The sequence below is a fragment of the Caballeronia sp. A2-2 genome, from assembly GCF_057612605.2.
The window spans coordinates 2,569,400-2,593,431 of the sequence record NZ_CM172587.1 but is presented as its reverse complement, the minus strand read 5'-3'; the positions used below and the strand labels follow the sequence as shown (position 1 = coordinate 2,593,431).

22 protein-coding genes are annotated in these 24,032 nt (G+C 62.5%); 9 read left to right on the top strand and 13 right to left on the bottom strand.

Translation table 11 applies throughout. The annotated features are described in order from the left end of the window. Nucleotides 1-64: 64 nt before the first annotated feature. From ACZCWR_RS12315 to ACZCWR_RS12305, 3 genes are all read right to left on the bottom strand, one after another. Nucleotides 65-1,480, bottom strand: coding sequence for an undecaprenyl-phosphate glucose phosphotransferase (locus tag ACZCWR_RS12315; protein WP_487303315.1), 1,416 nt, complete (start codon nt 1,478-1,480; stop codon nt 65-67). A gap of 32 nt (nt 1,481-1,512) precedes the next feature. Further along, nucleotides 1,513-2,259 carry a Crp/Fnr family transcriptional regulator gene (locus ACZCWR_RS12310; RefSeq protein WP_487301042.1) on the bottom strand — a complete coding sequence of 249 codons (747 nt, stop codon included), beginning with the start codon at nt 2,257-2,259 and terminating at the stop codon, nt 1,513-1,515. Between the two features lie 983 nt (nt 2,260-3,242). After that, entirely contained in the window at nt 3,243-4,283 is a 1,041-nt protein-coding gene (locus ACZCWR_RS12305) for a DUF1839 family protein (protein WP_487301041.1), read from the bottom strand. Between the two features lie 445 nt (nt 4,284-4,728). Here ACZCWR_RS12305 and ACZCWR_RS12300 point away from each other — a divergent pair, with 445 nt between their 5' ends. From ACZCWR_RS12300 to ACZCWR_RS12285, 4 genes are all read left to right on the top strand, one after another. Then, complete coding sequence (locus ACZCWR_RS12300) at nt 4,729-5,265, top strand: GNAT family N-acetyltransferase (RefSeq protein ID WP_487301040.1); 537 nt, start codon at nt 4,729-4,731, stop codon at nt 5,263-5,265. 85 nt (nt 5,266-5,350) lie between these two features. After that, nucleotides 5,351-6,502, top strand: coding sequence for a glycosyltransferase family 4 protein (locus ACZCWR_RS12295; protein ID WP_487301039.1), 1,152 nt, complete (start codon nt 5,351-5,353; stop codon nt 6,500-6,502). A 501-nt stretch (nt 6,503-7,003) separates the two neighbouring features. Next, complete coding sequence (locus ACZCWR_RS12290; RefSeq protein ID WP_487301038.1) at nt 7,004-7,762, top strand: FadR/GntR family transcriptional regulator; 759 nt, start codon at nt 7,004-7,006, stop codon at nt 7,760-7,762. Nucleotides 7,763-7,896: 134 nt separating this feature from the next. Next, a complete protein-coding gene (locus tag ACZCWR_RS12285) occupies nt 7,897-8,889 on the top strand; it encodes a Gfo/Idh/MocA family protein (protein ID WP_487301037.1) in 993 nt (330 codons plus the stop codon). 21 nt (nt 8,890-8,910) lie between these two features. Here ACZCWR_RS12285 and ACZCWR_RS12280 read toward each other — a convergent pair whose 3' ends face one another. From ACZCWR_RS12280 to ACZCWR_RS12255, 6 genes are all read right to left on the bottom strand, one after another. Continuing rightward, on the bottom strand, nt 8,911-9,570 hold the full coding sequence (locus tag ACZCWR_RS12280) for an amino acid ABC transporter permease (RefSeq protein WP_487301036.1): 660 nt from the start codon (nt 9,568-9,570) through the stop codon (nt 8,911-8,913). 133 nt (nt 9,571-9,703) lie between these two features. Then, nucleotides 9,704-10,504, bottom strand: coding sequence for a cystine ABC transporter substrate-binding protein (locus tag ACZCWR_RS12275; RefSeq protein WP_487301035.1), 801 nt, complete (start codon nt 10,502-10,504; stop codon nt 9,704-9,706). Between the two features lie 143 nt (nt 10,505-10,647). Then, the gene (locus ACZCWR_RS12270) at nt 10,648-11,673 is read right to left on the bottom strand and encodes a quinone-dependent dihydroorotate dehydrogenase (RefSeq protein ID WP_487301034.1); all 1,026 of its coding nucleotides are present in this window, start codon (nt 11,671-11,673) and stop codon (nt 10,648-10,650) included. 84 nt (nt 11,674-11,757) lie between these two features. Then, complete coding sequence (locus ACZCWR_RS12265) at nt 11,758-12,576, bottom strand: arginyltransferase (protein ID WP_487301033.1); 819 nt, start codon at nt 12,574-12,576, stop codon at nt 11,758-11,760. Nucleotides 12,577-12,622: 46 nt separating this feature from the next. Continuing rightward, nucleotides 12,623-13,360, bottom strand: coding sequence for a leucyl/phenylalanyl-tRNA--protein transferase (gene aat, locus ACZCWR_RS12260; protein ID WP_487301032.1), 738 nt, complete (start codon nt 13,358-13,360; stop codon nt 12,623-12,625). A gap of 29 nt (nt 13,361-13,389) precedes the next feature. Further along, nucleotides 13,390-13,935, bottom strand: coding sequence for an NUDIX hydrolase (locus ACZCWR_RS12255; RefSeq protein ID WP_487301031.1), 546 nt, complete (start codon nt 13,933-13,935; stop codon nt 13,390-13,392). Between the two features lie 168 nt (nt 13,936-14,103). On the opposite strand from ACZCWR_RS12255, the gene ACZCWR_RS12250 reads away from it, so the two are divergent. From ACZCWR_RS12250 to moaE, 3 genes are read left to right on the top strand one after another with little or no spacing between them, the layout of a single operon-like run. Further along, nucleotides 14,104-15,387, top strand: coding sequence for a molybdopterin molybdotransferase MoeA (locus ACZCWR_RS12250; protein ID WP_487301030.1), 1,284 nt, complete (start codon nt 14,104-14,106; stop codon nt 15,385-15,387). 12 nt (nt 15,388-15,399) lie between these two features. After that, nucleotides 15,400-15,657, top strand: a complete 258-nt coding sequence (gene moaD, locus ACZCWR_RS12245; protein ID WP_487301029.1) for a molybdopterin converting factor subunit 1 — start codon at nt 15,400-15,402, stop codon at nt 15,655-15,657. Nucleotide 15,658: 1 nt separating this feature from the next. Next, nucleotides 15,659-16,114, top strand: a complete 456-nt coding sequence (gene moaE / locus ACZCWR_RS12240) for a molybdopterin synthase catalytic subunit MoaE (RefSeq protein ID WP_487301028.1) — start codon at nt 15,659-15,661, stop codon at nt 16,112-16,114. On the opposite strand, the gene ACZCWR_RS12235 is transcribed toward moaE, so the two are convergent. Next, nucleotides 16,111-16,650 (bottom strand): group III truncated hemoglobin, encoded by a 540-nt coding sequence (locus ACZCWR_RS12235; RefSeq protein WP_487301027.1) that lies wholly within the window; start codon nt 16,648-16,650, stop codon nt 16,111-16,113. The two genes, moaE and ACZCWR_RS12235, sit on opposite strands and share 4 nt — an antisense overlap. 280 nt (nt 16,651-16,930) lie before the next feature. On the opposite strand from ACZCWR_RS12235, the gene ACZCWR_RS12230 reads away from it, so the two are divergent. Together ACZCWR_RS12230 and clpB are read left to right on the top strand one after the other, a co-directional pair. Then, nucleotides 16,931-17,422, top strand: a complete 492-nt coding sequence (locus ACZCWR_RS12230) for an Rrf2 family transcriptional regulator (protein WP_487301026.1) — start codon at nt 16,931-16,933, stop codon at nt 17,420-17,422. Between the two features lie 181 nt (nt 17,423-17,603). Beyond that, nucleotides 17,604-20,201 carry an ATP-dependent chaperone ClpB gene (clpB, locus tag ACZCWR_RS12225; RefSeq protein WP_487301025.1) on the top strand — a complete coding sequence of 866 codons (2,598 nt, stop codon included), beginning with the start codon at nt 17,604-17,606 and terminating at the stop codon, nt 20,199-20,201. Between the two features lie 229 nt (nt 20,202-20,430). On the opposite strand, the gene ACZCWR_RS12220 is transcribed toward clpB, so the two are convergent. The 3 genes from ACZCWR_RS12220 to pbpC form a co-directional block, all read right to left on the bottom strand. Then, nucleotides 20,431-20,874 (bottom strand): YidB family protein, encoded by a 444-nt coding sequence (locus ACZCWR_RS12220; protein WP_487301024.1) that lies wholly within the window; start codon nt 20,872-20,874, stop codon nt 20,431-20,433. 79 nt (nt 20,875-20,953) lie between these two features. Continuing rightward, nucleotides 20,954-21,547, bottom strand: a complete 594-nt coding sequence (locus ACZCWR_RS12215) for a ComEA family DNA-binding protein (protein ID WP_487301023.1) — start codon at nt 21,545-21,547, stop codon at nt 20,954-20,956. Between the two features lie 263 nt (nt 21,548-21,810). Beyond that, nucleotides 21,811-24,030, bottom strand: a complete 2,220-nt coding sequence (pbpC, locus tag ACZCWR_RS12210) for a penicillin-binding protein 1C (RefSeq protein WP_487301022.1) — start codon at nt 24,028-24,030, stop codon at nt 21,811-21,813. Nucleotides 24,031-24,032: the final 2 nt, after the last annotated feature.

Below are 24,032 nucleotides of genomic sequence, written 5' to 3'. Positions count from 1 at the left end.
AAAATGCCCGGCGAACTCGCGTTGGCCGGGCCGTCTCCTCTTCTAAGTCGATACGGGCGAAGAATCAAAACGCATTGCGCCCGATGAACCCCTTGAAAATCGTCATCACGACGATCTTGATGTCGAACCAGAACGACCAGTTGTGAATGTAGAACAGGTCGAACTTCACGCGGTTCTGCATCTTTTCCACTTTCTCGGTCGCGCCACGATAGCCGTTGACCTGCGCCCATCCCGTGATGCCCGGCTTGATGCGGTAACGGAACATATAGCCGTAGACCAGATCCTTGTAGAGATCGTCATGCTCCAGCGCATGCGGACGCGGACCGACCACGGACATATGTCCGAACAGCACGTTCAGAAATTGCGGCAACTCGTCGATGCTCGTGCGGCGCAGGAACGCGCCCACTTTCGTCACGCGCGGATCGTTGCGGCTCGCTTGCGTGACGTGCCCGGTGGTTTCCTGATGCACGGCCATCGAACGGAACTTGAAGATGCGGAAGGTGCGTCCGTCCGCGCCCTTGCGGCTCTGCGTGAAAAACACCGGACCTTTCGAGGTCGCTTTCACCGCGATCGCCACGCCGATCAGAACCGGACTCAGCGCGAGCAGCGCCGTCGCCGCGAACAGGCGGTCGAACAGCATCTTCGGCCACATCTGCAGGCTGCTGACGGGCGAGGTCGTCAGGTTGATGGTCGCGAGCCCGGCGACATCCGTCATCGAATGATTGAACAGCGAGATGCTGCGCGTGTCGGGGATCAACCGCAGGTTCACGAAGTCATGCCGCAACGCGTGAACGAAGCGATAGATCGTGTGTTCCTGCGATAAGGGCAGCGCCAGCCACACTTCGTTGATGTTCTCCGCGCGTACTTTCTCGATCAACTCGTCTACATCGGTGAGCACCGGAAGACGCGCGCCGTCCGCACCCGCCGTCGTCGTGATGACGCCCGCGCCGCTCGCGTGCATCTGCGCGTGACCGGTCGTATCGAGCAGACACACGGGCGTGAAGCCCTGTTCAGGCGTGCTCGACAGATGCGCCAGCAGCGTGCGCGCAAAGCCCTGCGCGCCGACGATCGCCACCGTCCGCTGATTCAGGCCGTGGCCGCGCATCGCCCGCAAGGCCGTGTAGACCACGCCCTTCGATACGACGATGAGCGCGCCGGAAATCAGCGTCGAATAGCCGAACCAGAGGCGCGACACCGCATCCATCCGATGCAGCGTGTAGGCCAGCAGCAGCGCGGTTGCGACCACCGACATCCAGGCCAGCGTGACGCGTGCGAGCATCATCGGCAGGGACTTGCCGCGCCATGTGTCGTACACGCCGAACGCGGGAAAGAGCAGTAACGCCAGCACGCAATTGAACGCGATCAGCACTTTCTCGACATCGCTGATATCGAGCGAGGACGTGAAGCGCATGGAATGCGCGATCACGCCGCCGGCGACGATCAGCAGGACATCGAGACAACGTGCGGTTCTGGCGAAGATCTGTGTGTTTTGTTTTGTGTGCATGTGAATCGTCAAACGCTGGAGGCCGACGCCGTTTCCGTTGCGCGCAAACGCGGCAGCAGACGGTCGAATTCACGCTTGACGAGGCCATAGCATTCGCACGCGCGCGCTTCCAGACCTTCGCGGTCCACCACCTTGATGCAGCCACGGCTGTGATGGATGAGGCCCGCATCGTGCAGCTTGCCCGCTGCTTCCGTCACGCCTTCGCGACGCACGCCCAGCATGTCGGCGATCAATTGCTGCGTCACCTGAAGCTCGTTGGACGCGGTGCGGTCGATCTCGATCAAAAGCCACCGGCACAGTTGCTTGTTCAGCGAATGATGCCGGTTGCACGCTGCCGTCTGCGCGACCTGCGTGAGCAGGGCTTGCATATAGAGCAGCATGAGGCGGCGCAGGAAGTCCGAGCGGCCGAACTGTTCGCGCAGCGCTTGCGCGCTCATGCGATACGCGAAGCCGGGGCACTGAACCTGTACGCGCGTCGGCATGGTTTCGCCGCCGGTGAGAACGGGCACGCCCGTCATGCCTTCACGGCCCACGGCCGCGATTTCGACCGAGCCGCCATCTTCCATGGTGTGGAGCAGGGAGATGATGGCCGTCGTCGGAAAATACACGTGATGAATACGTTGACCGGAATCGCACAGCAATTGTTCCGTGCGAAGTTGAACGAGTTCGAGATGCGGGGTGAGCGCTTGCCATTCGCTGGCCGGAAGGGCGCCAAGCAGGTGATTGCCGTGCAGGTCGGACTGGAGGGTCAGCATGGTCGGTTCTCTCTCGTAACTTAGCGCGTTGCGCTTCACTTTTTATACTGGTCCGAGCATCCGGTTCGTGTGCTGCTGTGTCCGGCGAGTCCGCTCTTTCCAGCCCCGTTACTTCCCGTCGGCGCCTGTTTGTTTTTGTCGGTGACGCCTGGCCGGGTTGCGCGACGGTAATAGCGAGGACCGTGCCAAAGAACGCGGTGGCAATGCTGGTAAGGCCTCACAAACAACTGAGAAAAGGTGGTGCAGTGCAGCGCTTCGTTTTTGTTTCAGTATTGAACATGCGTGGTCTTAGGAATGGCTTCGCACCGCTCGAACTTTCATATGCGCATACCCCCCAAATGTCGGGTGACTCGAATGATGTCCCGCCGTGGCGTGCGCTGCAGGCCGTTCCTCATGCGAAAGGACACCTACTATCGTAGGGATAAAGAAAAATGATTCATCCGTGTTCCATTCGCAAAGTGCCCTAACGAACGTGGTTTTATCGCACACCGCTTGCATCGCGAAGAAGGCTTGCGGGACAAGGCTCGCGTAAGTCTCATGTGACATTTTTTAAGGACCGTGCGAGTGGATGAATACGTGCGCGCAAGCCATGAGCATCGAAGCAGCTTCTTTCGGGACCGCGTGCGCATGGGGTTTCGCCAAGCCAACGAAGCGTAAGAAGACGCACATGTCGTCAACAACGCGACAATCGACGATTAGATGAAGCGTTTGTTGCGGTGAAACGTTTGCGGCGTTTTCATCAGTTCGATGCATTGAATCGCACGTCGAACAGATCGTGGGACAAGAATCAGAAATGTTTCATCGCGGACATTCGCTTGCGCCAGCAAGAGATCACACTTTAAAAAAAGTTCCCTGCGTGGGCCGGAAGGCAAACGTTATGAACACACGAAAGTGCCTTGAAATAAGGGCGTCGCGCAGCGCAAGAAGATCGTAGGGCGTCCTTACGGACGCGATTCCACGGCGTCACTGCGCATATGGAATGATCAACACACGATATCGGCGAGCGGAGGAACGACGCGTGCGTAAGCGTCTTCCATCACGTCGAACGAGGCTTCGCACAATTCGCGCTTGCCACGTGAAAGCGCGCGTGCGAGGCGGCATTGCAGCACCATCGATTCGCTCGCCAGCTTGCGTGCGCTCGTGTGCGTCTGCACGGGGATATCGAAGCCTTGTCCGCGCATCCATTGCAGATAGTGCGCCAGCAATTCGAAGTTCACGCCGAGTTGGCGCATCACGTTGAACGCATAGAGACGCGCATAAGGTTCGCCGCGCGCGAGCATGGTATCGACATGCTCGGGAAAAACTTCGCGCCAGCGCGTGACCGGATTATGCAAGGGACGACGCAAGAGATGCGCGCACAACAAGTCCGCCGATGCTTCCGCCAGCGGCGTGCCCGTCAACGGTTCACGCACGCGCTTAACGAATTCGACATGCGGAAACAGCGCCTGCGTATCGCTGGTTTCGTGTGCGCCATGCGTCTTGAGCACGCCATCGTAGTCATCGCCATCGAGCAGGTGATAACCGGTGTGATGAAAGTAGCCCAGACGTCGCGCATCGGGATCGATCACATCGATGCCGATAGTCGTCTTCGCATGTTCGCGGTGATACGAAAGCGCGCGAGTATCGGGCAAGAAAAACGCATCCACTTCGACCAGTACCGTGTTCGAGCGACGCGTCTGCACCAGCGCGCGTTCTTCTAACGAATCGAATACGGAAAGCTCCTGCGTTTGCAGGCCATACAGTTTTTCGATGTCTTCCTGCGGCACGCGCCCGAGCGTGAACTGATCGTCCTCGAAGTCCTGCGCCACGGTATAGGCCAAAGCAGCACGCGGTTCGAGTCCATTACCGTGCAGCAGTTCGATCCACAGATCGGCGGGATTCGCGCCATCGGCCCAGATGCGTTCGCCGCGATGCAACGGATGCGCATGATGACGCCGCGCACGCATGCGCAAAGGGTCGAGCGCCACGACGCGCGAACGACTCGCGCCGGAACTCGTCACACCGTTGGTGTGGAACGCGCTCATGCCGCTACCTCGATGAGGGAAGGCCAGCGTCCGGTGATGATCCCGGTGCTTACGTCTGCGCTATTCATTGCGAACGTAATGTACTTGATGCAACGAGTGCGCAAAGCGCGTCCGATGGCGGTATGCATTGTGATTTTCCCATGAAGGCGCCGGGTGACGCGAGTGCAAAACGAAGCAGATTCGATTCAGAAAAAGACTCGCGCCGTGCGCACGAGTTCACACGCACGACATCGCGCGAAAGCTCGTTCAGGTGGCAGGCAAGGACTCGTTCGATCGAAGCGGCGTCTTTTTCCCCGAGACGCCTTTTCGTGTGTCAGGCCTTATTTGAAAGGGCCGCAAGCACCAGCGTCGGTGCGATGCCGCACGGAATCATGGCGGGTCGGGACGTAACGTGTAACCGTCTAAGAGCGGGCCTCAAGTCCGCTCGATGCATGGAGAAAAATAAATGAACTGGAAGACCCTGGATTTCGAACAACTCACGGCGAGAGAGTTGTATCTGATCATGCGTGCGCGCAGCGCGGTATTCGTCGTCGAGCAATCGCATGTGCATCTCGATGCGGATGGCCGCGACGAAACCGGTGTGCACGTGTTCGCTGCCGAAGACATGAGCCGCCCGATGCCGGTGCTCGCTTATGCACGCGTTCACGAAGGCGACGCGGAAGACCCGGAAGTGGTCGTCGACAAGATTCTGACGAGCCCGCTGCGCCGCGGCGATGGCACCGCGCACGCGCTGATCGAACGCGTGCTGGCGGTAGCCGCCGAACGCTGGCCGGGACGTGGCGTGCGTCTGGCCGCACCCGTCAGCCTGCGTGGCTTTTACGAGGCATTCGGCTTTCGCAAGACCGAAGGCCCGTTCCTCGAACATGGCATGCCTTATATCGGTCTGACCAGAAAAAGCCGTCAGTCGCGCGAAACGTCGAGCGCCGCGAAGCTGCAACTCGCGGGGCCGGGCTCGTTCGCGAACACGTACGAACTGCTTTGAGCGCAGCGCCTTCAATTCGATCACAACGTCAGCATCATGATTCCCGCAGCCGGTGTCGAACCGGCGCGCGGGCAACCGGCCACCCATGCGCATAGTCCACCTCGCCAACCACGCACAAACCATCGGCAACGGCACCGTCAACATGATGGTGGACCTCGCCTGTGCTCAGGCGCGCATGGGGCAGGATGTGGTGGTGGCGTCCTCGGGCGGCGGGTTCGAGCCGCTGTTGCGGCGTCACGGCATCACGCATGTGCCTTTGCAGCAGTCGCGCCAGCCGTGGCGCGTGCCGTCGATGATCGCGGGCTTCAATCGCCTCATCGATCGTTTCGATCCGGATATCGTGCATGCGCACATGATGACCGGTGCGCTGATCTCGCGCTTCGGCAGCATGCGGCGGCGCTTCGCGCTCGTCACCACCGTTCATCACGAGTTGCAGAAGAGCGCGTCGCTGGTGCGCGCGGGCGATCGCATGGTAGCGGTGAGCGATGCCGTGGCGCAGTCGCTCGCGGAGCGCGGCATCGGTCCTGAGCGGCTGTCGGTGGTGCTCAACGGCGCGGTCGGTGCGCCGCGGCTCGTGTGCAGGCCGCCAGCGAAACCTGTGCGATTGAAGCATCCGAATATCGTTTGCGTGGCGGGCATGTATCGCCGAAAAGGTATCGCGGACCTGCTGCATGCGTTTGCGCTGCTGCGCGAGCAATCCGTGCACGAACGCGAATTCATGCCGGAGCCGCATCTGTACCTCGTCGGTGACGGCCCCGACCGCAGCGCAATGGAAATGCTCGCGGCCGAGCTCAACGTCGCGCCTTTCGTGCATTTCACTGGTTTCGTCGCGGACCCGCGCCCGTATCTTGCGAACGCCGATGTGTTCGCGCTGATATCGCGTCAGGATCCATGCCCGCTCGTGATCGCGGAAGCGCGCGAGGCGGGCTGCGCGATCGTGGCCACGCGCGTGGGCGGCATCCCCGAATTGCTGGAAGATGGCGCGGCGGGCGTGCTGGTGCCCGCAGGCGACCCCGCGCAGACAGCGGCCAAGTTGCGCTGGCTGCTGCTCGATTCGCAGGCGCGCGGACAACTCGCGGTGCGTGCGCGCGAAAACCTCGAACAACTTTCGGTGGATCGCGTGAGCGTCGAATACATGGCGATTTATCAGCACACGCTCGCCGAGCGCGCGCAGATGGATCGCCGTCAAATGCGGCTCGATGCGCGTCGTGCGCGTGCGCCGGATGGCGCGGTGTAAGTATCGGAAACGAACGGCGTCGCGCGGATTGATCCACTCCACGAAACAACGCGGCATCGCGCGAGTCAATAAAAACACACTTAAAGCCGCCGCGAGTCATACAAAAGCCCTGTGTAATCAAGCGAGCGTTCGCGTTCGCACAGAAGATACGTCGGATGCTTGCTCAAATGCGTCCATACCGGTCCGAAGATTGCATCGGGCCGACAAAAAAACGCACGCCGCGCTGCGACGTCTGCATTCTTCAGTTTCCCTGATGAATGTCGGCGCGCGCGCGGCGCGAGTGCAGGACGCGCACCGGAATCGTGATGGTCCGATTCCGCAAAGGGAATACCCTCCCGGGGAATTCCCTGACTGGTTTTGAAGGCAGCGAAGACGCAACGTATCAAGCACGACGAAACGACCGGTCGGGAGTTCGTCGGGCTTGTTCGGCAGGAAATGAGGCGGAAAGCGATGCGCTTACGGGTTACAGGGCTACGGACAGGCGGATAGGGGAGAAGCGAGATGGATGAAAACAAAGAGCGATCGCTGGTGGCGAAGGTCATGGACGGACTCGTATCCGGCATCGTCGAGCAGAAATACGGCGCGATACTGCCGCCGCAGGACATTCTCTCGAAAGAGTTCGACGTGAGCCGCACCGTCATGCGCGAGGCGCTCTCGATGCTGCTCGCGCGGCACATGCTCGACGTGCGGCCGAAAACCGGCACGCGCATCAGGCCGATGAGCGACTGGCGTCTGATCGACGAAGACGTGGTGAGCTGGCGTTTTCGTGCCAAGCCCGATCAGACCTTCCTGCGCGACGTGATCGAGTTCCGCATGCTGATCGAACCCCGTGCTGCGGCCTTGGCTGCGGCGCGCGCGACGCCGGATGAAATCGCCGGTATCCGCGATGCGTTCGAGGCGCTGTCGCGCATGCAAGTGGGCGAGCCGGAATATCAGGCCGCCGACGAAGTGCTGCACACGCGGATTGTTGCGGCAAGCGGCAACCAATTCTTTCGCCAGATGACGGCGATCGTGCGCGGCGCGCTGGTGACGGTGAATCCGATCGTCGATGGCATCGAGTCAGTGCGTGAAGCGACGCTGGCCGCGCAGCGCAACGTGGTCGAGGCGATCGAGGCGAAAGATCCTTCCGCCGCCGAACGTGCGACGCGCGCGCTGGTCGATCTTGCGGCCGAGGAAGTGGGCCGCGCGTTCTCGCTGGAGCGCTCGAATCCGTATTCGGTGCCGCCGTCGCCGAGCATCAACGAATCTGCGGGCGTTTGATTTGAATTAAGCGCGCGTGGAGATCGACGCAATGCAACGAAGCCGGGGCGTGTCTCCGGCTTTTTTGCGTTTGGCGAAGTGAGCGCCGTGATCGGGCACAATGCGTCGCACCACGAACTTCGCAGGAGGCGGCATTGAGCATCGAGCAATTCAATAACGGCACGATACGTTGGGGCATCGTCGGCGCGGGACGTATTGCGCGGCGGTTTGCCGAAAGCCTCGCGCATGTGCCCGGCGCGCGGCTCGCGGGCGTGTGGTCGCGGCGCGAGGAAACAGCGCGTGCGCTGGCCGAACCTTTCGGCGCGAGCGCGTTCGACGACTTCGACGCATTGCTCGCGAACATCGACGCGCTCTATATCGCGACGATGCAGGACAGTCACCCGGAATACGCGTTGCGCGCTTTCGCCGCTGGAAAACCGGTGCTGTGCGAAAAGCCCGCTGCGGTGAATGCACGCGCGTTGCAATCCATGATCGATGCCGCGCGCGCGAAGAAGCTGCTTTTCATGGAGGCGATGAAGCCGCCGTTCTATCCGCTGTATCGCCGTTTGCGCGAGCATCTGGAACATGATCCGATCGGCGCGGTCGGACTCGTGCGCGCGGGCTGCTCGATGGCGAACGTGCCGCCCGATCATCCGTCTTTCTCGATGGAAGTCGGCGGCGGCGCGCTGCTCGATATCGGCGTGTACGAAGCGTTTCTCGCGGTGGACTGGCTGGGCGAAGCGCTCGATGTGCAGACCATCGGGCGGCTGGGCGAAACGGGCGTCGATACGTTCGCGAGCCTGAACGTGCGGCACGAACGCGGCATCGCGCAATTATTCTGCGGGCTGGATTTGCAAGGACGTGGCGATGCGCTGATCGCCGGGACGCTTGGCACGGTGAGCATCCACGAGAACTGGTGGAATCCCGCGCGCGCGACGATTGCCTATACCGATGGCCGCAAGATCGAACTCGATGAGCCGTTCACGGGCGGCGGTCTCAACTACGAAACCGCGCACTTCTGCGAGCTATTGCGCGCGGGCGCGACGGAAAGCCCGATCATGTCGCATGCAACGTCGATGCGCGTGATCGCGATCATCGACGCGGCGCGGCGCGATCTGAACCTGCGCTTTCCCTTCGAAACGGATTGACGCTTTAAAAGCGCGCGTCTCTTAATGTCTTCCCGGCAGCGAGAGACGTTTTTCGACGCGCCGTTGAACAACTTCCAGCACGCTGCACAGCACCCAATAAACAAACGCCGCCGCCAGATAAAGCGGCAAGGGCTGATACGTCGCCGCGATCACTTCCTGCGCGCTGCGCAGCAACTCCGTCACGGTGATGACCGACACCAGCGACGTATCCTTGATGAGACTGATGAGGCTGTTCGACAGACTCGGCACCGCGATGCGCAGCGCCTGCGGCCCGATCACATAACGCAGCGTCTGCCCGCGCGACAAGCCGAGGCTATAGGCTGCGAGCCATTGGCCGCTGGGAATGCCCAAAATAGCGCCGCGCATGCTCTCCGACAGATACGCCGCGACATTCGCCGACAACGCGATCACGCCCGCGGGCGTCGGTTCCAGCGAAATGCCGAGACTTGGCAGACCGTAATAAATCACGAAGATCTGCACGAGCAGCGGCGTGCCGCGCATCACGCTGACATACACACGCTGAATGCCGATGAGCGCCTTGTTGCGGCTGATCGCCATCAACGCGAGCGTGACGGCCGCGATCAGGCCGAAGATCATCGAGAGCAGCGCGAACTTGATCGTCAGGAGCGCGCCTTGCGCCAGCGCGGGCGCGGACTGAACGAGCAGGGAAGTGGTGGACATTGAGCGAAAGAGGCGTGAAACCATGCGCCGGTCGAAATAATCGGCACATCATAACCGGCGTTGAAAAAAGAGAAGGGCGGCATCGTCGCCGATGCCGCCCGTATCGCGCAACCCGCGCGAGATGCTGCGCGCGTTATTTCGCCGGCTTCGTCACGTCGATGCCGAACCACTTGTCCGAGATCTTCGTGAAGGTGCCGTCGGCTTCGAGCTGCGTCATGGCGTCGTCGATCGCCTTCTCGAACTTCGGATTGCCCTTCTTGAACGGAATGCCCGACGGATTGCCCGGACCCACGTTCGAGCCCGTGCGCAGCGGCAGTTGCGAGTTCTTGAGCAGATACGCGAGCATCAGACGGTCGTTCAAGGCGGCATCGAGCCGGCCCGCAGCGAGATCGCGCAGATATTCCGGCGCGCCCGGATACGTCTTCACGTCGATGCCAGGCACGGCCTTCGCCATGTCCATGTAGTTCGTGCCGAGACCCACGCCGAGCTTCTTGCCCTTGAGTTCATCGAGCGTCTTGAAGTCGCGCTTGTCGTCGGTACGCTGGATCAGTTGCGCGAACGAATACGTGTAGGCCGGCGAGAAATCGAGCGTCTGCTTGCGCGCATCGGTGATGCCAACCTGATTCACGATCACGTCGAACTTGCCCGCCTGCAATCCCGCGATGATGCCGCTCCACTCCGTCGTGACGAACTCGGGCTTCACGCCCAGCTTGGCGGCGACGGCCTTGGCGATATCGACATCGAAGCCGACCAGTTCGCCCTGCGGGTTCTTCGAGTTGAACGGCGGGAAGGTGCCTTCCAGACCGACGCGCAGCGTGCCGCGTTGCTTGACCTGATCGAGCAGATCGTCCGCATGCGCGGCGGTGGTGACGGCGGTGAAGGCCGCGCCGATCAGGCTGGCGGCGACGAGCTTCTTGAGCGTGGACAGTTTCATCGTGTTCTTTTCCTCATGTTGGGCGAGCAGCGATCGGCCCGATTCGGCAGGCGATGCGCTCTAATGGTGCGGCATGATAGAGAAAATGCAACGGCAGCGTCATATCGTTTGCTTATGTCTATATTCCGCGCGGCTTTGTTTGTCTAACGAGCCAGCGCTTCGACACATTCGTTGACCAGCGCAGGCCCGCGATAAATCAGCCCGGTATAAAGCTGCACGAGCGATGCCCCCGCCGCGAGTTTCGCGCGCGCGTCCTCGCCCGAGAAAATGCCGCCCACGCCGATGATCGGCACCTCCGCGCCCACTTCCGAACGCAACTTGCGGATGACTTCGTTCGATGCATCGAACACCGGGCGCCCCGACAAACCGCCCGCTTCGTCGCCGTGTTTCAGGCCGTTCACGGCGGTGCGGGAGAGCGTGGTGTTGGTCGCGATCACGCCATCGATCTTGTGCGTGAGCAACGTGCCTGCAATCGACTTGATCTGTTCGTCGTCGAGATCGGGCGCGATCTTCAGCGCCAGCGGCACGAGCTTGCCGTGCAGATCGGACAGACGCGTCTGCTTGTCCTTGAGCGCGCCGAGCAGCGCGTCCAGTTCGCCCGCGCCCTGCAATTGCCGCAGATTCTTCGTATTCGGCGACGAGATGTTGATCGTCACATAGCTCGCGAACGGATACACGCGTTCGAGGCAGTACAGATAGTCTTCGGCGGCGCGTTCGATCGGCGTATCCGCGTTCTTGCCGATATTCAGCCCCAGAATGCCGCGATAGCGCGCCGCCTGCACATTCGCCACGAACTGATCGACGCCGCCGTTATTGAAGCCCATCCGGTTGATGAGCGCGCCCGCCTCGGGCAGCCGGAACATGCGCGGACGCGGATTGCCCGGTTGCGCGCGCGGCGTCACCGTGCCGATTTCGATGAACCCGAAGCCCAGCCCCGCCAGCCCGTCGATGCACGCGCCGTCCTTGTCCAGCCCCGCCGCCAGCCCCACAGGATTGCGGAACGGCAGGCCCATGACGGTGCGCGGGGAATCGGGTCCGCGCGTGGCGAGCAAGCGCGAAAGCCCGGTGCGGCCAGCCGCGCCCAGCATGCGCAGCGTGAGGTGATGAGCGTCTTCCGCATCCATTCTGAACAGATGCGAGCGCGCGAGCGGGTAAAGGGAACTGAACACGAGGAGAGCGCCGGTGACGGCGTGTTTTTTTGAGACCGCTATTTTAGCGGTTTCGTGAACAGTGACCGGCGGTGTTGCGCTTGCTTATCTCGCCTGACTCGCCGTGCTGATGCGCCCAGGCATCGGCAGCGTGCCGGCGGCGTGCGTCGTCGCGGGGTCGAGCACGGACCAGCGGCCATCGACGAGCCCTTCGAGCGGCCGGAAATTGGCCTTGTAGGCCATCTTTTCGCTCTCACGAATCCAGTAGCCGAGATAGACGTGCGGCAAGTCCAGACTGCGCGCCTGTTCGATCTGCCAGAGGATGTTGAAGGTGCCGAAACTGGTCTTCGGCATGTCCGGCTCGAAGAACGTGTAGACCGAGGAAAGCCCGTCGCCCAGGATGTCGATCATGCTGATCATGCGCAGCACACCGGGATGCTCGGATGTTCCCGGCTCGCGAAACTCCACTAGCCGCGAGTTGATCCGGCTTTGCAGCAGAAACTGCTCGTACTGATCGCGGCTGTCGCGGTCCATGCCGCCGCCCGCGTGGCGCGCCGACTGATAGCGCATGTAAAGCGCGTAATGTTCTTCGTCGTAATGCAGCGGCGCGACGCTCGCGACCAACCCGCCATGCAGCTTCCACACGCGCCGCTGCGCGCGGTTCGGCACGAAGCGCGTCACCGGCACGCGCACCGGCACGCAGGCGCGGCAACCGTCGCAATACGGACGATAGGTGAACACGCCCGAGCGCCGGAAACCGGCCTTGACGAGTTCGGTATAGACATCGGAATTGATGAGATGGCTGGGCGTCGCGACTTGCGAGCGCGCGACGCGCCCTTCAAGGTAACTGCAAGGGTAGGGCGCTGTTGCATAGAATTGCAGCGCGGAAAGCGGTGACAGCGGCAGCTCGTTCGGATGTGTCACGTTGACGGCTCTCGTTGATATCGCATTCGATGTCGGCGTGCGCGATCTAGTTCGTTCGACTCACCAGATCGAGCAGGACCGACTTGTCGAACGCCCACGGAATCGGCTCCAGCATCACGGCCCGTTTCAGATGCGCGACGAACGCGCGGCGCGGAATCTCGCGGCCGCCTAGCGACGCCAGATGCGACGTATTCTGTTGGCAGTCTATCATCTCAATTTGGTTGCGGCGCAAGTGTCCGACGAGTGCGGATAGCGCGATTTTCGAGGCATCGGTCTTGTGCGCGAACATGGATTCGCCGAAGAACATTCGCCCGAACGAGACGCCGTAAAGCCCGCCCACGCGCACGCCGTCGTACCAGCTTTCGATGCTGTGCGCGCATCCCGCGCGATGTAGCGAGCCATACGCCTCCACGATATCCGCCGTGATCCACGTGCCGCGCTGACCCTCGCGCGGCGTGTCGGCGCAGGCGTGCATGACGGCGGCGAAGTCGTGATCCACGCGCACTTCCCAGAGCGGGTCGCGCACCACACGTTTCAAGGTCTTGCGCAACGAATCGGACACCTTGAAATCGGCGGGACGCAGCACCATGCGCGGGTCGGGACTCCACCACAGCACCGGCTGGCCATCCGAATACCACGGGAAAATGCCGCGCCGGTAGGCATCGATCAGACGCGCGGGCAACAAGTCGGCGCTCGCCGCGAGCAAACCGGGCGCACCGCTCGCCGCCCCGAGCGCGCGCTCGACGGGCGGAAAGGGATCGTCATGAGCGAGCCACGGAACCATGATCGGACCGATCGGGCGATGAGCGCGCGTCAGCCGTCGCGCAGCGTGCGGAAGATGTCGCCCGTATGCAGCGTGAAATTGCCCGCCGCGCGGTCCGCGAAGAAGAAACGCAAGGTCTGCCCGACGGTCGGAAACGCGATCTCGTCCCACGGAATCTCGCTTTCGTCGAACAGTTTGACTTCGAGACTTTCCTCGCCCGGATCGAGGTCGATATCGAGCAGCCGCGCCAGATAAAAGATATGCACCTGATGCACATGCGGCACGTTGAGCAGCGTGAAAAGGCTCTGAATCTCGACGCGCGCGCCCGCTTCTTCCAGCGTCTCGCGGGATGCGCCCTCGCTGGTCGTCTCGTCCATTTCCATGAAGCCCGCGGGCAGCGTCCAGAAGCCGTAGCGTGGTTCGATCGCGCGGCGGCACAGCAGCACCTTGTCGTCCCATACCGGCACCGTGCCGACGACATTGCGCGGGTTCTGATAATGAATCGTGCCGCAACTGCCGCAGACGAAGCGCTCGCGGTTGTCGCCGGGCGGAATGCTCAAGCTGACCTCGTGGCCGCAGACGGAACAAAATTTCATGGAAATGGATGTGGGAAGTGTCCTGCGAGTGTATCACCGGGCGCGGGGCGTTTTGACGCGGCGCGGCGGATCGCGGCCATGCGGCGAGCGCGGTTTCGACGTTGCCTCATCTCGCTACAATAGCCGCTTGTCCTATTTCTTCCCGGCGCGTTCGCGTTCGAGCAACTCATGTCATCCCCATCCGCTGCACCTTCCCGTCCGCCGATGCTCGCCACCGCCGAGGCGCTCGCCATCTTGCTCGATGCCGCGCGGCGCGTGCCCGAGCGCGAGCAGATCAACACGCTCGATGCGCTAGGCCGCGTGCTCGCCGCCGATGTCGTGTCGCCGCTCGACGTGCCGCCCATGCACACCAGTTCGATGGACGGTTACGCCGTGCGCGCCGCCGATCTCGACGCCGCGAGCGTCGATGCGCCCGCCGTGCTGAGCGTGTCGCAGCGCATTCCGGCGGGTCATGCGGCCGCGCCACTCGCCGCCGGGACCGCCGCGCGCATCTTCACGGGTGCCACCGTGCCGCCGGGCGCGGACACCGTCGTCATGCAGGAAATGGCCGAACTCGCCGATGACGGACGCGTAGCCTTCGCGCAGCCGCCGTCGCCGGGCGAATGGATCACGAAGCAGGGCGCGGACATCGCGCGCGGCGCGGTGATTCTGCCCGCTGGCACGCGCATGACGCCGCAGGCGATGGGGCTGGCGGCATCGGTCGGCTGCGCGACGCTCGAAGTCGTGCGGCGCGTGCGCGTGGCGATCTTCTTCACCGGCGACGAACTGCGCATGCCCGGCGAGCCGCTCGAACCCGGCGCGATCTACAACTCGAACCGCTACACGCTGCGCGGTTTGCTCGAACGGCTCGGCTGCGAAGTGAGCGATCTGGGCATCGTGCCGGACCGGCTGGACGCGACGCGCGAAACGCTACGCCGCGCGGCGCTCGGCCACGATCTCATCCTGACGTGCGGCGGCGTGTCGGTGGGCGAAGAAGACCACGTGAAGCCTGCGGTCGAAGCGGAAGGGCGCATCGCCATGTGGCAGATCGCGATGAAACCCGGCAAGCCGCTCGCGTTTGGCGCGGTGCGGCGCTGGGAAGCGGCGGGCGGCGATCCGGGCGATCTCGGCGAGGCGTATTTCATCGGACTGCCGGGTAATCCGGTGTCGAGCTTCTGTACGTTTTTGCTGTTCGTGCGGCCGTTTTTGCTGCGGCTCGCGGGCATGGATAAAGTCACGCCGCGCGTCCATGCCATGCGCGCCGACTTCAGTCAGAAGAAGGGCGACCGCCGCAACGAATTTCTGCGCGCGCGTCTGAACGAGAACGGCGGCCTCGATCTGTTCCCGAATCAAAGCTCGGCCGTGCTGACGTCAACCGTCTGGGGCGATGGCCTCATCGACAATCCGCCGAATCATGCGATCAGCGCGGGCGAGAGCGTGCGCTTCATCCCGTTTTCAGAACTGATGCAGTGAAGGAACAAGTCGATGAAGGTCGAACTGAGGTTTTTTGCGAGCGTGCGCGAGGCGTTGGGTATTGCGAACGAAACGGTCGTGGTGCCGGACACGGTCGTCAATGTCGGCGATGTCCGCGCGTGGCTGCGCATGCGCGGCGGCATCTGGGCCGAAACGCTCGCCGATGGCCGGCCGCTGCGCATGGCCTGCAATCACGTCATGACGGATGCGGGCCAGCGCATCACCGAGGGCTGCGAAGTCGCGTTTTTTCCGCCGGTAACGGGTGGCTGAGATGAAAATCCGCGTTCAGGAAGACGACTTCGACATCAGCGCGGAAGTGGCCGCGTTGCGCGCCGACAATCCGAAAGTAGGCGCGGTGGCGTGCTTCGTCGGCACGGTGCGCGACCTGAACGAAGGCAGCAGCGTCCAGACGATGGAGCTCGAGCACTATCCCGGCATGACGGAGAAATCGCTCGAAGCGATCGCCGTGCAGGCGCGCGAACGCTGGCCCGGAACGGACGTGGCCATCGTGCATCGCGTGGGCAAGTTCTTGCCGCTCGATCAGATCGTGCTCGTCGCCACCACGGCGATGCATCGCGCGGATGCTTTCGAATCGTGCGCCTTCGTGATGGACTATCTGAAGACGCAGGCGCCGTTCTGGAAGAAAGAGAAGACCAACGCAGGCGAACGCTGGGTAGACGCACGCGAATCCGACGACGCCGCGCTCGCCCGCTGGAAATCCCGCTAGTCTCTCGACTTGCCGATGAACCTCGCCGGAAACGGCTCGCCCGCAGGCCGCTCGGGAAAGCGCGGCTCCGGTTCGTCGGAGCCCGTGCGTTGACGTTTGAGCGCCGCGAGCAACTCAAGCTGCGCGGCGGGAATCTCGTAATCCCATCCGAACTTGCTCAGTTGCAGACTCTGCGCAATGCGCAGCGCCGGTTCCATGAACTGCACGGCGGCGGCAGGCTCGTAACGCTGCTCGACCGTGTTCAAAAACAGCGAAAGCCAACGCGCGAAGTGACGCGGCTCGATATCCGTGAGCGGCCGATGCGCCTCCTGCACGTTGCCGCGATAGTGTTTCGAGCCGAGCACGAGGCTCGACCAGAACGTCGCCATCTTCGCGAGATGCGCGTCCCACCGGCCGGACAATTCGCGTTCGAAGATCGGGCCGAGCAACGGGTCGTCGCCGACGCGCGTGTAAAAGGCATCGACGAGCGCACGCACGTTGGCTTCGGTCGGTTCGTGTTCGCGCAAGGGTTTCGGGGCAGTGTGTTCGGTGGTCATCGTGTTGGAAAATCGAATTGGCCGACGAGAAGACTTAGCTTCCGTAAGCGTTTTGCTGACGAGCATCATCAATATGACGCAGAATGAGGCCTGCGCGCGGCAGGCCCTTGGCTGCTTCGGTCATCCCATGGTGTGTGTTCAGTCCAGATGATCGCGAGGTTCGCGCGCCCGCTGGCCGTCACGCCTCATCTCCGCGCGCATCACGCGAACGCGGCCCGAGAACGTCCATTCGCTGCCGACCTCAACCGATGCGCCTCGGCGCTCAACTCATCGCGACACCATGCGACTGACCGACTACACCGATTATGCGCTGCGGGTTCTGCTCTATCTCTCCGTGCGTCCTTCCGGGCTCTCGACGATCCAGGAAATTTCGGAGGCCTACGGCATTTCGAAAAATCATCTGATGAAAATCGTGCAGCAACTCGGCGAACTCGGCTGGGTGGAAACCGTGCGTGGACGCAACGGCGGACTGCGGCTCGCGGAGCAATCGGCCGCGCTCACGATCGGCGAGATCGTGCGCAAGACCGAAAGCGATTTCGCGCTCGTCGGATGCCTCTCCGACGGGTCGGATCAGCGCGGCTGCGTGATCGAATCGCAGTGCCGGTTGAGGAACGTGTTCATCGCGGCGCGCGAGGCGTTTCTCGCGGAACTCGACAAGCATACTGTCGGCGAACTCGCTCGACCCGCGAGCGAACTGGCGCGCTTGCTCGGACTCGCGCCCATGCCGCAAACGCGTTTCCTCACGCTCACGCCGCGCGGCGCCGCAAGCTGAGCACGCGGCGTCTTTTATCAGTAGTTGACGAAACCTGAACGCACGCGTCATTCTCATTCGCGCCGTCGTGGCGCCGACTTCCGCCGAAACGCAAAAAAATGATTGATTTCGAGCCAAACTGTGCTTGAAAGCGGCGAAAAGCGCCTCATTTTGGACGTATTCAGATTGGAGCTGTCAAAAAATGAGAATCGACAAATTCACCACCAAATTTCAGGAAGCACTGTCCGACGCCCAGAGTCTGGCCGTCGGTCACGACAATCAATACATCGAGCCGGTTCATTTGCTTGCCGCGCTGCTGGCGCAGCAGGACGGTTCGGCGCGCTCGTTGCTCTCTCACGCGGGCGTTCAGGTGCAGGCGCTGCAAACCGCATTGACCGATGCCATCAAACGCCTGCCGCAAGTGCGCGGCACGGACGGCAACGTTCAGGTCAGCCGCGATCTCGCCGGCTTGCTGAACGCCGCCGACAAAGAAGCGCAAAAGCTCAACGACACGTACATCGCGAGCGAGATGTTCCTTATCGCGGTAGCGGATGACAAGGGCGAGGCGGGGCGTATCGCCAAACAGCATGGTTTGACGCGGCGCGCGCTCGAAGCCGCCATCAATGCCGTGCGCGGCGGCGCGCAGGTCGATAGCCAGGACGCGGAAAGCCAGCGCGAGGCGCTCAAGAAATACACCGTCGATCTGACCGAGCGCGCACGCGCGGGCAAGCTCGATCCGGTGATCGGCCGCGATGACGAAATCCGCCGCTCCATCCAGATTTTGCAGCGCCGCACGAAGAACAATCCGGTGCTGATCGGCGAGCCGGGCGTGGGCAAGACCGCGATCGTCGAAGGGCTGGCGCAACGTATCGTGAACGGCGAAGTGCCGGAAACGCTCAAGGGCAAGCGCGTGCTGTCGCTCGACATGGCGGCGCTGCTTGCGGGCGCGAAGTATCGCGGCGAGTTCGAGGAGCGTCTGAAGGCCGTGCTCAACGACATCGCCAAGGATGAAGGGCAAACGATTGTCTTCATCGACGAGATTCATACGATGGTCGGCGCAGGCAAGGCCGAAGGCGCGATGGACGCGGGCAACATGCTCAAACCGGCGCTTTCGCGCGGCGAACTGCATTGCATCGGCGCGACCACGCTGGACGAATACCGCAAGTACATCGAGAAGGACGCGGCGCTGGAGCGTCGTTTCCAGAAAGTGCTCGTGGATGAACCGTCGGTCGAAGCGACCATCGCGATCCTGCGCGGCTTGCAGGAAAAGTATGAACTGCATCATGGCGTCGAGATCACGGACCCGGCGATCGTCGCGGCGGCGGAACTGTCGCATCGCTATATCACGGACCGTTTTCTGCCGGACAAGGCCATCGATCTGATCGATGAAGCCGCGTCGCGCATCAAGATGGAAATCGATTCGAAGCCCGAAGAAATGGACAAGCTGGATCGCCGGCTCATTCAGTTGAAGATCGAGCGCGAGGCGGTGAAGAAGGAGAAGGACGAGGCATCGCAGAAGCGTCTGCAACTCATCGAGGAGGAAATCGAGCGGCTGAACCGCGAATATTCGGACCTCGAAGAAATCTGGACCGCCGAGAAGGCCGCGGTGCAGGGCAGCGCGCAACTGAAGGAAGAAATCGAGAAGGTGCGCGCGGATATCACGCGTTTGCAACGTGAAGGGAAGCTGGAGAAGGTCGCCGAGTTGCAATACGGCAAGCTGCCGGAACTCGAAGCGCGGCTCCGGCAAGTGACGCAGGCGGAATCGCAGGAGCAGAACAATCCGACGCGGCCGCGTTTGCTGCGCACGCAGGTGGGCGCGGAGGAAATCGCGGAAGTCGTGTCGCGTTCCACGGGCATTCCCGTGTCGCGCATGATGCAGGGCGAGCGCGAAAAGCTCTTGCAGATCGAAACGAAGCTGCATGAGCGCGTGATCGGGCAGGACGAAGCCATCGGCGCGGTGGCGGATGCCATTCGCCGTTCGCGCGCGGGTTTGTCGGACCCGAATCGTCCGTATGGTTCGTTCCTGTTTCTCGGGCCAACGGGCGTCGGCAAGACGGAACTGTGCAAGGCGTTGGCCGCGTTCCTGTTCGATTCGGAGGACCATCTCATCCGCATCGACATGAGCGAGTTCATGGAGAAGCACAGCGTCGCGCGGCTGATCGGCGCGCCGCCAGGGTATGTCGGCTATGAAGAAGGCGGGTATCTCACGGAAGCGGTGCGTCGCAAGCCGTACAGCGTGATCCTGCTCGATGAAATCGAAAAGGCGCATCCCGACGTGTTCAACGTGCTGCTGCAAGTGCTCGACGATGGCCGCATGACCGATGGACAAGGCCGAACCGTGGACTTCAAGAACACGGTCATCGTGATGACTTCGAACCTCGGTTCACACGTCATTCAGAGCATGGTCGATGAACCGCAGGAACGAGTGAAGGAAGCGGTCTGGGAAGAAGTGAAGCTGCATTTCCGGCCGGAATTCCTGAACCGGATCGACGATGTGGTGGTGTTCCATTCGCTGGATCGGTCGAATATCCAATCGATTGCGAAGATTCAGTTGGCGCGGTTGCATGAACGGCTGGCGAAGCTGGACATGCAGTTGGATGTGTCGGATGCGGCGCTGGAGCAGATTGCGAAGGTCGGTTACGACCCGGTGTTCGGCGCGCGGCCGTTGAAGCGCGCGATTCAGCAGGAGATCGAGAACCCGGTTGCGAAGCTGATTCTTGCCGGACGGTTTGGGCCGAAGGATGTGATTCCGGTGGATGTGCGGGAAGGGAAGTTCTTGTTCGATCGTGTGGTGCATTGATCGAACGGGGTGTGAAGGGAAGGGGCAGCGGAGGGTTCGCTGCCCTTTTTTGTTGCTCGGGGTGAAATCCGTGCGATTGCAAGGATTTCAGCCGTTTCGACGGTTCATCTACCGAAAATCCTTGCGATCGCACGGATTCTCAGGACAACACGTTATCGTCGACGAAAACAAAAAACCCCGCGCAGCTTCCACCACGCGGGGTTTTCCAAACATCAACCGTGCTTCGACTTCAAGCCTTGCCGAACAACCCCGCCAAACCACCCAGCGAACCCAGCACGCTGTTCACATCCAGCTTGCCGTCAGCCGGCACTTCGCCATTCGGCGTGGCGTGATCCACCAGATGCGGCAGCACCGCCGCGAGCATGCCCGACAGTTGATCGCCCGACACACCCGCCTTCTGCGCCAAAGCGCCGACATTATCCTGGCCGAGCACGTTGTTGAGCGTGTCCGGGCTGATCGGCTTGTTTTCGCCGGTGCCGATCCACGATTGAACGATGTCGCCCGCGCCCGCTTCATGGAAGCGCTGGATCAGGCCCATGACGCCGCCGGGCTGGCTGTTGACGAATTGAAGCGCTGCCGCGATCAACGCGGCCTGGCCCGACTGTCCCTGCGCGGGCTGGCCGCCTTGCTGGGAATTGCCAAGGGTAGAGGCGAGGATATCGAGTAGGCTCATGACGATCTCACTACGAGAGGTTGCGGGGTGGGCCGCATACGAATATGAACGGCCCTTGAACAGAACTTGATGCGTTGAATCACTGGCTCGCGGCAGCGGCGCTCGCGGCCTTGTCCTTCTTGCTGCGCTTGGTCTTGGCGGGTTTCGCGTCGCTCGCCGTGGTCGTCCCGGACGCCGCCATGGCCGATGCCTTGGCCTTTTTCGAAGCCTTGGTCGACGAAGCCGCAACAGGCGCGGGCGCCGGAGCGGGTGCAGGCGTTTGCGCCGTGGTCGCGGCAGGCGAAGTCGCCGCAGTCGCCGCCGTGGACGATTTCACCGTCGAATTCGTCGCCGCGCTGCCGCTCGTTTTCGCGGATGCCGCAGGCTTGGACATCGAAGTCGCCGCCGTCTTGCCGCTCGGCGGCGTGGACGAACCACCGACCGTCAGCCCATTCTCCTCCAGCTTGGTCACCGATTTCACGCCCAGACCCTTCACGCGGTTCGCCAGATCGTCGGCGTCCTTGAACGGTCCGTTCTTCGTACGCTCATCCACGATGGCCTTGGACTTGACCGGTCCCAGACCCTTGACGGAATCGAGCGCGGCTTCATCGGCGGTGTTGACATCGACCGCTGCGAACGCGGAACCGACGGACAGCATGAACGCTAGGCACAGCATCAAAAGCTTTTTCAGCATGACGGCACTCCAGGCATTGAGAGAAAAGAATGACGAATCGATATGTTCGGGCCTCGATGGACGATGCCGTTAGCATAGGCCAAAACCGCTGTCCGAACGATGACGGCTCGCATTGTGCACGACCCCGCGCCGCGCACAATGCGGTCCGCACAATCTTTAACGTTGCAAAGCGTTAGTCCGATGACTCGGCGTTTCGATATCTGCTTTTCGTCCGGTTTCTGCTCGATGACGCTTCGTGCTGCCAAGATTCGGCGTGCGCGGATTCATCGTTTCGGTGCGTTTTGTACGTTTTGCGCGGTTTTGGCGAATGCGCCGCGCACTTCGAAATGCACGGTATCGACCGTTGCGCCGTGCGCATCGACGAGTTCGAGCGTGTGCTTGCCCGGCCACGGCAGCCATGACGCGCGCGCCTGATCGCCGAACGGCTGGCCGTCGAGCCGCCACGCGGCCTGCGCGCCGCCCGCGCGTTCGAACCACACGCGCTGACGCGCAGGCGGAATGTCCGGATCGAGCGCGAAGATCGTGCCATCCGTGGGTGCGCCGATGCGCGCGCGGGCAGTATCGGCGGAATTCGTGGAACCACGCGCCCCGGCGGTGAGGCCGATCTCGCGCATCTGCGTGCCGCTCAGAAACCACTCGTCGCGCGCAGGCTCGATATCGTCCTGATACGCGACATGCGTTCGCACCACGCCATCCGGCGCGCGCGGCGCGGGACGCGTCTCGAAGCGCCCGCTCAGATAGTTGATGATCGCGTTCCACGCGGGCGCGGCGCCGGTGACGCCGGAGACGTCCCACATCGGCGCGCCGTCCGCATTGCCGACCCACACGCCGACGCTGTAGCGCGGCGTGAAGCCCACAGCCCAGTTGTCGCGCATGTCCTTGCTCGTGCCGGTCTTGACCGCGCTGAACCCGCGCGTGGCGAGCACGCTGTCGAAGCCGAAGGTCCGCGTGCGCGCATTGTTGTCCGAAAGAATATCCGTGACGATGAAACTCGCCTGCTGGCTGAACACGCGCGTACCGGCAGGCGCGGCCGCGTGACCCGCGACATCGAAAAACGGACGCGCGATGCCACCCGCCGCCAGCGCGCGATACGCATTCGTGAGCGACGCCAGCGTGACGTCAGCGCTGCCGAGCGCGAGCGAAAAGCCGTAGTAATCACCCGCCTGCGTGAGCGGCAATCCGAGCGCGACGAGCGTCTTCGCAAAGCGATGCGGCGTGACCATCACCAGCGTTCGCACGGCCGGCACATTCAGCGACGAACCGAGCGCGGTCCGCACGCTCACCCAGCCCTTGAAATCGTGATCGTAGTTCTGCGGAATATAGAGCCCGCCGCCGGTCGCGAGATCGAGCGGCGCATCATCGAGAAGCGTGGCCGCCGTAAGCCGTTTTTCTTCGATGGCCTGCGCGTAGAGAAAAGGCTTGAGCGTCGAACCCGCCTGACGTTTCGCGAGCACGGCATCGACTTCGGGCGCGTTCGACAGACCGCCCGCCGAGCCGACCCACGCGAGCACATCGCCCGTTTCGTTGTCGATCACGATGGCCGCTGCATCGTGCACATTACGCGGATGCGCGCGGCCGTTCAGCTCCGCCAGCGTGCGCGCGAGCGTGTCGCGCGTGAAGCGTTGCAGGCGCGCATCGAGCGTGGAGCGCACACGCGCGCCTGCTTGCGGATGCACTTCGCCCGCGATGCGTCGCGCGAGATGCGGCGCGAGCGCGTCGTCTCCAGTCACGACGAGCGGCGCCGAAGCGGTGCGCGTGAGGATCAGTTGCGTGTAGCCGTCGAGATTCACGCACGGATCGGACGCATCACGTTCGTCGTGCAGCTTGCGCATGTCCTGAAGGATGGCGCACGCACGCGCGCTCACCTTCGGATACGCCGCATTCGGCGCGCGCACGAGCGCGGCGGCAATCGCGGCCTCGCGCTCGTCCAGCCCCGACGGCGCTTTATTGAACAACGTCTGCGACATGGCAGACAAACCGATGATCTCGCCGCGAAACGGCACGAGATTCAGATACGCTTCGAGAATCTGATCCTTGCGCCATGAACGTTCGAGCCACAGCGCGCCGACCGTTTGCCCCGCCTTTTCGCCGATGCTGCGTCGCCCCGGCGTCCGGCCTTCTTCGTCGATGAGCGAGGTGAGTTGCATCGTCACCGTGGATGCGCCGCGCGTGCGCGTGTTCCACAAGTTCGCCCAAGCCGCCGCCGCCGCGCCGCGCCAGTCCACGCCCGAGTGTTCGTAGAAGCGCCGGTCTTCCGACACGACAATCGCCTCACGCAACGCAGGCGAAACATCGGCAAGCGAAACCCAGTCGCCACGCCGCGCGCTCGTATCGATGCGCGTGCGTTGCAGCGGCGTGCCATCGCGCGCGAGCAGCACCCAGTCGGAACTGCGCCACTTCGCGCGCACGTCGTCGAAGCTCGGCGCGGCGTGCGCCGACATCGAAACGATGCAGGCAGCGAGCAGGGCGGCGGCGCGCTTCATTA